Below are 9,739 nucleotides of genomic sequence, written 5' to 3'. Positions count from 1 at the left end.
CTGCGCCAAATCCTCGTCCAGCTCATCCGCCGACTTCAGCTCCTCCCAAGCTGAAATCCGGGTTCTTCACGGTCGACCAGATAAGTGGTGATTGCCAAATGCGCTCCCTTTAGCCCTGCCCGGGCAGCGATGGTGCGATCTAGAACGAGGTGGGGTTTAAGGAACCCCGGGATCGTCACTAAACCTCTGTTTGATTGCGCAAGGCGAGGCGGGTGTCTACACCTGGGCTGGCACGACGCGGGATACGGCATGCCCGGCATGCGGTCCTGCTCGCGGCTGGCCAGGTTGTTGGACCGGATGGACAGGACATGCGCTATGGCAAGCCCGAGTTCCGCAACGATGGCTTTGTCGCCTTGGGGCGCAATTCGCTGCGTCAAAACGCCAGCTAACGACAGACATCCTGCATCAAAGAAGAACCACGTGCTGCCTAAACACCTGCGTCGCCTCGAAGCTGAATCGATCGAAATCATGCGTGAGGTTGTCGCCGAGTTCAAAAGGCCGGTCATGCTCTATTCGATCGGAAAAGACTCGAGCGTCATGCTGCACGTCGCCATCAAGGCGTTCTATCCGGCAAAGTTGCCGTTCCCCCTGCTTCACGTCGACACGGGCTGGAAGTTTCGCGAGATGATCACCTTCCGCGATGAGACAGCCAAGCGCCTCGGCGTCGACTTGATCGTCCACGTGAACAAGGAAGGCATCGAGCGCGGGATCAACCCGATCGATTCCGGCTCGGCTCTTCATACGCAGGTGATGAAGACCGATGGCTTAAAGCAAGCGCTTGATCTCTATCAGTTCGATGCCGCGTTTGGTGGAGCACGACGTGACGAGGAAAAGAGCCGCGCAAAAGAACGGATATTCTCCTTCCGTTCGGCCGGACACGTGTGGGACCCACGCAACCAGCGACCGGAGCTCTGGAATCTCTTCAACACCCGAATCCGCCAGGGCGAAACCATGCGTGTGTTCGCAATGTCGAACTGGACTGAGCTCGACGTCTGGGAATACATCATGCTCGAGAAGATCCCGGTCGTCCCGCTCTATTTCGCAAAGCAAAGGCCCGTCGTCCGGCGGAGCGGCGCAATGATCATGGTCGACGACAAGCGATTACCGCTTCAGTCGAACGAGAGGCCGGAGATGCGGATGATACGTTTCCGCACGCTGGGATGCTATCCCTTGAGCGGGGCTATCGACTCCGACGCGACCACGATCGAGGACATCGTCGCGGAAATGCAGACCGCGAGGGTATCTGAGCGCCAGGGACGCTTGATCGATACCGATGAAGCCGCTTCGATGGAGAAGAAGAAGCGGGAAGGTTACTTCTGATGGCTTCCAAAGCGACAGCCGAGCTGGTCCAGGCCGGAACGAAGGACCAACTGCGATTCATCACCTGCGGTTCGGTCGACGACGGCAAGTCGACGCTGATCGGCCGGCTGCTGCATGACACCAAGATGATTTACGAGGATCAGCTGATGGCGCTGGCACGCGACAGCGCCAAGCACGGCACCAACGGCAATGAAATCGACTTTGCGCTGGTAGTCGACGGGCTTGAGGCCGAACGGGAGCAGGGCATCACGATTGACGTGGCTTACCGCTTCTTTACCACCCGGCGCCGCTCGTTCATGGTGGCCGACACGCCCGGCCACGAGCAGTACACGCGTAATATGGCAACCGGCGCCTCGAACGCCCAGCTCGCCATCATCCTGATCGATGCCCGCAAGGGTGTGCTGGTCCAGACCAAGCGTCACTCCTTCATCTGTTCGCTGCTCGGTATTCGTCATGTCGTCCTGGCAGTGAACAAAATCGACCTCGTCAACTACAAGAAGGAGAGTTTTGACCGGATCGTCGGTGAGTATGTGGCCTTTGCTGCCGGTCTTGGCTTCACGTCGATCGTTCCGATCCCGATCTCCGCCCGGTACGGCGACAACGTCATCAACCGCTCCGGCAAGACCCAGTGGTACCAGGGGCCTTGCCTGCTCGATCATTTGGAGAGCATCGATATCCAGTCCGACACTGGAAGCCAGGCTTTCCGCTTTCCAGTCCAGTGCGTGAATCGGCCCAACCTGGACTTCCGCGGCTATGCCGGGACGGTGGCTTCCGCGAGCATCTCGGCAGGAGATGAGATCGTTGTCGCAGCGTCTGGACGGACTACACGCGTCAAGCGCATCGTCACCCAGGACGGCGATCTTCCTCGCGCTGAGGCCGGCGATGCCGTCACCATTGTCGTCGAAGATGAGATTGATATCAGCCGTGGCGATCTTCTCGCCCGTCCGGCTGAGCGGCCGGAGGTCGCCGATCAATTCGCCGCTCATCTGATCTGGATGGACAATGACCCGCTCGTTGCTGGACGCAACTACATCCTTCGCATTGGAACACAGACTGTGGCCGCCGGTCGTATTACTACAATCAAGTATCGGATCGACGTCAACACACGTGAGCACCTGGCAGCCAAGACGCTTAGCCTCAACGAGATCGGATTCTGCAATCTTGCGACCGCAACGCCCACGGCTTTCGATGCTTACGAGGTCAATCGCAAGACCGGTTCATTCATCCTCATCGACCGTTACACCCACCGCACGGTCGGCGCCGGCATGATCGCGTTTCCGCTACGGCGGGCTAGCAATATCGCGTGGCAACCGATTTCAGTGGGTAAGAGAGAGCGGGCGGCGCTCAAGGATCAAAAGCCTTGCATCATCTGGTTCACCGGCCTGTCCGGCGCGGGCAAATCGACAATTGCCAACGTCGTCGATCAGAAGTTGTTCGCAATGTCGCGCCACACGATGCTGCTGGACGGCGACAACGTGCGGCACGGATTAAATGGGGACCTCGGCTTCACCGAGGCCGACCGTGTTGAAAATATTCGGCGTGTGGGCGAACTCGCCAAGTTGATGGCCGATAGCGGTTTGATCGTGATTTGCTCATTCATCTCGCCCTACAGGTCCGAGCGAGATATGGTACGCAACCTGGTTGCTGAGGATGAGTTCATTGAAGTTTTTGTGGACACGCCAATCGAAGAATGCGCGCGGCGCGATCCCAAAGGTCTCTATGCAAAGGCGAACTCCGGCAAGATCAAGAACTTCACCGGCGTCGATGCGCCCTACGAAACGCCAATAAGACCCGAAATTCATCTCAAGACCATGGGGCAGAAGCCCGAACACCTAGCGCAAGCCGTTGTCGATCTATTGATGGCCCGCGCAATCGTCCGCGGCCGCTAGCGTTTGCCAAATTTGCCGTCCTTGCCGAAACACTCGAGCCGGTTAGCTCCCGCAACTTGCACTATAAAAGAAGGGTTCTATCGGCAGAGCTTGCCGTAAGGCCCAAAGCAACGCTTCACAGATGGTCGATATAGGGCTCCACATCCCGCCTGATTTCATACTAGCGGCAACCATCGTAGTGCCGTCGGCGTTGTCGGTGTCGAGCCTCGAATTTCGTGCTGATCGCCGGAGCGACAGCCCTGCGCGAACGCCCCTCAGCCAAATCAGGCCAACTTGCTACTCGTGATGGCATGCTTGGATGTTGCTTTTCTCAGCGATGGGGTCGCCCCCCATGTAAGCCGACCGCGAGCTCCGCTCACTAGTCCATGACCTCCTCATATCGTTTGTCGAATACCGAGAAACCAGCGGACAAGTACAAGGGCAGCGCCTTCGGGCTATCGTACTCGTCTGTGTGAAGCCAGATCCGGCTTGGCCGGCCAGCCCATGCCATTCTGAGGCATTCCGATAGAAAGTAACGCCCAAGCCCCTCTTCCCTCCAGCTGGACATCGATCCCGAAATGCAGGAGCTCCAGCTCGCGGTCGGACCGTTGGCGGAACTCGCATAGACCTGTCCCTACCGCAAATCCAATCCGCTGGCAGTTGATCGAGAATCGGGCGATGCTGCTGCTCGATGTTTGATTTGTGCAAACTGATCGTCGGGACAGTGATCGATCTGCTGCGGTCGCGCGCAATGCTCGAGGCGGAGATTTTGGTGCCGAGGCAGCAAATCAATGTGCTGCGGCGCGGCAATCCCAAGAGACTTCGATTTGCGTCGATTGACCGGCTGATATTGGGAGGTATCTGCCGGCTGTTTCCCAAGATGTATGATACACTTGCAATTGTCCGACCCGATACCGTGATCCGCTGGCACCGCGCCGGTTTTAGGCTGTATTGGCGCAGGAAATCGCGCCACTGTTGCGGTCGACCAACGGTATCGTTGGAGATTCGCCGTCTGATCCGCGAGATGAGCCTCGCCAATCCATTGTGGGGAGCACCGAGACTCCATGGCGAGCTTCTCAAGCTCGGCATCGATGTCGGCCAGACCAGCGTCGCCAAGTACATGGCACGGAGGAGGGGACCCCCCTCGCAGGGATGGAAGACGTTCCTTCGCAACCATGCTGACGGGATCGCGGCGATGGACCTTTTCGTGGTGCCGACGATCTCGTTCCGGTTGCTCTATGGATTGCTGATCATGGGCCATGGTCGGCGGCAGATCCTGTGGCTTGGAGTGACCGCGCACCCAACGGCCGAATGGATCGCCAATCAACTGACGGAGGCGTGTGGCTGGGAGCAAATCCCTCGTTACCTGATCCGGGACCGCGACGGCGCCTACGGAAAGATATTCCTGCGCCGGGTTCGATCCATCGGGATTCGAGACCGTCCGACGTCTCCTCGCTCACCTTGGCAAAACGCTTGTGCAGAACGGCTGATCGGTTCAATCCGCCGGGAATGCATTGATCATGTCGTGGTGCTCGGAGAGCGCCATCTGCGTCACGTGCTGCTCTCGTACATGAACTATTACAACGGCACGCGCACCCATTTGTCGTTGCATAAAGACGCGCCGATTTCACGCGGCGCCGCGACAGTTGGACGCATTCTCTGTCGCCCGATTCTGGGCGGACTGCACCACCAATATGCCCGGACTTGATTTGCGGTAGGCATAGGAATACATTCGAGGTCGAAGCTACCGACGCGTCCATAAGCGTCACCCTGAACGGGCAATTGGTCTCGACTTACTCACTTCAGCCCAATGACGGACACCGCCGCGAGGGCCATATCGGTTTACAGTGCCACACCGGCAATATGCAATTCCGGAATGTGGTGATCCACTCTTTGCGCGACGCGGGCGCTCCGATCGCGTAAGACCCTTCCGAAGACCAGGGATCATTCAGGCGGAACATAACACGATCAAATGAAAGCGCCATCCGCGCGCCTTGCTTAGGATAGGGAGAAGCTAGGGTCCGGGTGTTGCCTATTCCTATTGGGCCATTGGCTCGTTTTCAATCGCCTGGTCGGCGCGGGCGAGCACCGCAGGCGGAATTTTCAGGCCGACAGCTTGGGATGAAGCGAAGGCGTTCAGGGTCGACGCGCCCGCCCGGCTGACCGTATTTCGTGACGTAGCAGATCGCCACCATCGCCGCGGTCAGGCCCGCGGCGGCGCCGATGCCGAGCGCCCAGCGCGGGCCGAACCGATCAGCGACCCAACCGACGATCGGCCCGCCAATCGGCGTACCGCCCAACGCGATGGCGAGGTGGATCGCCATCACACGCCCGCGCATGACGGGTCCGGTCGACAGTTGCACCAAGCTGTTCGTCGAGATGGTGAAGGTCTGGGAGGACACGCCGATAACGAGGAGGGCGAACCCGAAGAGCCAGCGGTTGGGCATGATCGCGGCCAGCGCGCAGCCGAGCCCGAAGATTGCCGCGGCACCGAGCAAAAGCGGCATGCTGGGTTCTTCTCGCCTGGCGGCGACGAGCGCGCCCGCGACCGATCCCACCGCCATGATCGAAGTCAGGAGCCCGTATTGGCCTGCTCCGGCGTGGAAGACCGTGGCAGACATGGTGGAGATGAAGATTGGAAAATTCAGTCCGAATGTACCGATCAAAAATAACATGACAAGCACGGCTTTTAGATCGGGTCTCTTCCACACATAGCGAAAACCCTCGGCGAGGCTCCCGCGGGCCCGGAGGGCTCGATCCCTCGGATGAAGCTCATCGACGCGAAGGAGCGCCAGCGCGCAGAGCACGGCGGCAAATGAGGCGGCGCTGATCAGGAACACCCAGCCGGAGCCCGCGACAGCGATGAGGATACCAGCTATGGCCGGGCCAATCATCCGTGCCACATTGAACGAGGTGGAATTCAGTGCCACCGCGTTCGACAGATCAGCTTCCCCGACCAGCTCCGACACGAAGGTATGGCGCGCCGGCGAATCGAATGCCGCTACACAGCCCAGCAGAAGCGCGAAGGCGTACACATGCCACAACCGGACGATCCCTGCGACGGTGAGGATGCCCAGCCCGAGGGCGAGCACTCCCATCGCCGCCTGGGTGCCGAGCAGGAGCTTTCGCCGGTCCAGACGATCGGCCGCAAAACCGTTCACTGGCAGCAAAAGGGCCTGGGGTCCGAACTGGAGCGCCATCACCACACCGACAGCGGCCGCATTACCATGGGTCAGGTGAGTGAGCACGAGCCAGTCCTGGGCGGTGCGCTGCATCCATGTTCCCACATTCGAGACCAGCGCCCCGCCGGCCCACGCGCGGTAGTTAAAGCTGTTCAGCGAACGAAACGTGCGCTTCACCGGCCGACCCACGAATCCGCGGTCGGCATGGTGTACATGGTCACGGGGCGAGCCCTCGGATCAGGCATAGGCTAGAAGTCCAACCTTGCTTCGAACATCGCAGCCCGTCTTGTGCTGTAGCCTGCATTTTTCCCCTGCAATTTTCGCGTGACCATCGTGTATCGCGTGATGGGCCCGTCTTCAGGATCATCGCCTCGATAATGTACGACGGCGTTTCGGGGCGCTTCGTGTCCCTTGCCAAAGAGTTTCACGGCATACGCTTCGACGACTTGCAGCGAGGGGTCCCGCGCAAATTCCCCCAGCGCTGCGAGCTCGGCAGTGCTGGCTCCGCCCGAGCGCCACGGCGCTTCCAGAACGCCTGATCGTCTTCGGCCTTTACCGTCGAGCCCCTGAGCAACATCGTAGTTCCGGCGCGAAACCAGGAAGCCCGGATACTCACGCATGGCATCCTCGTACAGTTTGGCCTGAGCGGCGGCGAGGCAGACCGCGCCGGGCATCGGCAGCCGCGCCAGCGCCTCCCAGCCACCGCGCACGCAGACCAGAGCGGAGCCGCCATAAACTCGGCATCCTGCATTGTTCGTCGCGACCCTCTGCTTGCCGTGATACGCGATCGTCATATCATCGATCGTGATCTGCCCGATGCTGACAGTCGTGACGTCACGGAGGTTCGACTCGACCACCAGCCCGTGGGCGGCGATCGCGGCCTCGGGAAACGCCTCGAGGAACGCTTCGACTTCAGCGGTTGTCATGGCAACGGCATGGCCTGCGCCTCCGGCCGCGAGCGGCTCTTTTATCCGGATCGGCCCCGAGCTCAAGAGACGTTCTGCCGCGGTCCGGGCGTCGTCCACGCTGAAGACGGTGTAACCCGGCAACACGACGTCCTGGACCGATTCCGCATAGCCAGAAGACCAGCCTTCCGGTCGATCCGCGCTGGGATCGACGAGCTGATGGATGATTGCCTTGGTTTTCGCGAAAGGATAGGGGACGACAGCGCCGAAGAGATCGGTGGGAAGGCGAATGCCGAGGCACGATGCCTCGTCCAGCACCAATGTATCGTCGGGAACGAAGAACACATTTCCCGGATACCTCTTGGCGCTGTCGTAGAGACCCGCAAACTTGGCGCCTTTGATCTCAGCAATCGCCGCGGCAACGATCGATAGGGTAGCTCTCTCATGGGCGTACATGTGCCCTCCCAGGCGGGAGAAGTAGACGACCACTACACCGTCCGAATTGGTCCACGGCTCCGCACACGAGGGTTGGCCTCTGGCCGCGGCATCGCTTTTCGCGCCTGGAGTGTGGGTGAGGGGTCGAGAGGGCCACGAAGGAGCGGCCGCAGCCGTTAGGGATCGCAGTCCAAAAGGATTTCCGTCCATGCGCAATCTCCTCGAGAGGTCGAGCGTTGTTGCGAGAGCTTGGACGGTAATCGTCTAAACGGGAGTCTGCCTTTTCCCGTGAGCGCTGAGTTGGGAGCGCATTGGGCCGGGCGCAAGTGGCCAAGGCGGACTTGTTGACGCTACATTTTTTTGAACAGATCCAGCGTCACTGCTGAATGCTGTGAGGGCATTGTTCGCCGAGCCGCGAAACGTTTCGAATGAATTTCGTGCGATCCAAGCGTGATGAGCGCCTCATGCAAGGAGACGCATTTTCATTACGGGTTCGTAACGAGCTTCTCGCGGTGGCGATATGAACGAGCTCGATGTTGATTTGAATTCAGCGGTTGCGCCGGACGCGATGTCGCGTTCGTTCGGGGCTTGCCGCTGAAACGCAGTCCATTCACAGAAGTATGATCGCTCGCTCCACCTTGGTGGGGGAGGTGGGGCGATCGCGATCTTCTGCTCGAGGCGATTGCCAATTTGGTCGACAACGCCGTGAAATACACGCCGCAAGGCGGCCGTGTCGAAGTGGAGCTCTGTCGCTCTGGTAACGAGGATGTGCTGCGCATCAGCGACACTGGTCCCGGGATTCCGGCAGCGGAGCGAGATCTTGTCACCAGACGCTTTTATCGGTCGGAGAAGATCCGCCATGCCGCGCCCGGGCTTGGGCTGGGCCTGAGCCTTGTCCAAGCGATCGTCAAGCTGCACGGATTTCGATTTGCGATCTTGCCCGGGCCCGGCTGCATCGTGCAAATCTCGCTCGCCAGAGTCTCATCGCGCTGCTCAGGTCAGAACCCGCATTAGTGGATCCCGTCGGCCTCCTCCAGGGATGTCGATGCTGCTCAAATCCGATTGTGGAGCCCTCGCGTCGCGGGGAGCGCTAATCCGTCTGAGCTCAAGTGCCGCCTGGCTGCGCGCTTGACTTTCACAAAGGCGCAAGTTTCGATCTGCCGCACGCGTTCGCTGGAGATCGACAATTCGCGCGCCAGCGTATCGAGCGTTGGAGGGTCCTCGTTCAGCCGTCGCGCCTCGAATACCCGTCGTTCCCGCGCCGTCAGGGTATCCAATGCGGCGTGAAGCGCGCTTGCTTGGTGTGTGGCTTGGTCGTGCTCGGCGAGAATCGCCTCGGCGGTGGGCGATGGATCGACCAGCGTCGATTGCCAATCCATTGTCTCGTCTTCCCCGCTCACGGGCCTGCTGAGCGACAAGTCACCGCTCAACCGCCGATCCATCTCCATCACGTCGCGAGGCGTGACCTCGAGCCGTTGAGCGATAGCGTCGGCCATCTCCGGCGTGAGACCGGCCGTCTCACTTGCAAGCTTGCGCATTTCGCGCCTGAGGCGAAAAAACAGCTTCTTCTGCGCAGCTGTCGTTCCGATCTTGACCAGCGACCAGGAGCGAAGGATGTAATCATGGATCGTGGCCTTGATCCACCACAGCGCGTAGGTCGAAAAGCGCGAACCGCGGCCGGGCTCAAACCGAGTCGCGGCAATGACCAAACCGAGGTTGGCTTCGGAGATGATGTCGGCAAACGGAAGACCATATCCCTGATAACCCTTCGCCACCTTCGCGGCGAGCCGAAGATGACTGGTAACAAGGGCATCGGCAGCTCTGCGGTCGCCATGTTCTTGCCAGCGTCGTGCCAGCTGTTGCTCCTGCTCTTGTTCAAGCATCTCGAACCGTCGGATCGCGTGAGCGTACCGTTCAGAAGGGAACCGCTGCGTCCGATCGATCTTCGTGGTTTCCAAACTAGCTGCGTTGCAGTCTGGCATTGTTCAGCTCCGATGATTGAGCCCGGCACGCAAACGGTAGGAGGAGG

At 59.9% G+C, this 9,739-nt stretch carries 7 protein-coding genes and 1 pseudogene; 5 read left to right on the top strand and 3 right to left on the bottom strand.

Annotated features, from left to right (window positions below; genetic code table 11):
• Window positions 1-420: 420 nt before the first annotated feature.
• The 4 genes from cysD to ACZXDY_RS36625 all read left to right on the top strand — a co-directional run bounded on the left by cysD (window position 421) and on the right by ACZXDY_RS36625 (window position 5,111).
• The gene (gene cysD, locus ACZXDY_RS36640; protein WP_245475153.1) at window positions 421-1,320 is read left to right on the top strand and encodes a sulfate adenylyltransferase subunit CysD; all 900 of its coding nucleotides are present in this window, start codon (window positions 421-423) and stop codon (window positions 1,318-1,320) included.
• Complete coding sequence (gene cysN, locus ACZXDY_RS36635; protein ID WP_028168191.1) at window positions 1,320-3,209, top strand: sulfate adenylyltransferase subunit CysN; 1,890 nt, start codon at window positions 1,320-1,322, stop codon at window positions 3,207-3,209. The genes cysD and cysN overlap by 1 nt, the downstream gene beginning before the upstream one ends.
• 679 nt (window positions 3,210-3,888) lie before the next feature.
• Window positions 3,889-4,896: an integrase core domain-containing protein gene (locus ACZXDY_RS36630; protein WP_464348893.1), complete on the top strand. Its 1,008-nt coding sequence runs from the start codon at window positions 3,889-3,891 to the stop codon at window positions 4,894-4,896.
• Window positions 4,893-5,111 (top strand): 3-keto-disaccharide hydrolase, encoded by a 219-nt coding sequence (locus ACZXDY_RS36625; protein WP_464348892.1) that lies wholly within the window; start codon window positions 4,893-4,895, stop codon window positions 5,109-5,111. Before ACZXDY_RS36630 ends, ACZXDY_RS36625 begins: the two co-directional genes overlap by 4 nt.
• Window positions 5,112-5,248: 137 nt before the next feature.
• Here the strand turns inward: ACZXDY_RS36625 and ACZXDY_RS36620 are convergent, their stop codons facing one another.
• Entirely contained in the window at window positions 5,249-6,547 is a 1,299-nt protein-coding gene (locus ACZXDY_RS36620) for an MFS transporter (RefSeq protein WP_464348891.1), read from the bottom strand.
• A 71-nt stretch (window positions 6,548-6,618) separates the two neighbouring features.
• A complete protein-coding gene (locus ACZXDY_RS36615; protein WP_464348890.1) occupies window positions 6,619-7,731 on the bottom strand; it encodes a DUF3182 family protein in 1,113 nt (370 codons plus the stop codon).
• Between the two features lie 645 nt (window positions 7,732-8,376).
• Between ACZXDY_RS36615 and ACZXDY_RS36610 the strand changes: the two are divergent.
• Window positions 8,377-8,724 (top strand): annotated as a pseudogene (locus ACZXDY_RS36610) (ATP-binding protein); the annotation flags it as partial.
• A 38-nt stretch (window positions 8,725-8,762) separates the two neighbouring features.
• Here the strand turns inward: ACZXDY_RS36610 and rpoH are convergent.
• Window positions 8,763-9,692, bottom strand: coding sequence for an RNA polymerase sigma factor RpoH (gene rpoH, locus ACZXDY_RS36605; RefSeq protein WP_464348889.1), 930 nt, complete (start codon window positions 9,690-9,692; stop codon window positions 8,763-8,765).
• Between the last annotated feature and the right edge of the window lie 47 nt (window positions 9,693-9,739).

Source organism: Bradyrhizobium sp. LeoB3 (assembly GCF_055456055.1).
Note: the sequence above shows the minus strand (reverse complement) of the source record. Positions and strands in the feature narration are given on the sequence as shown.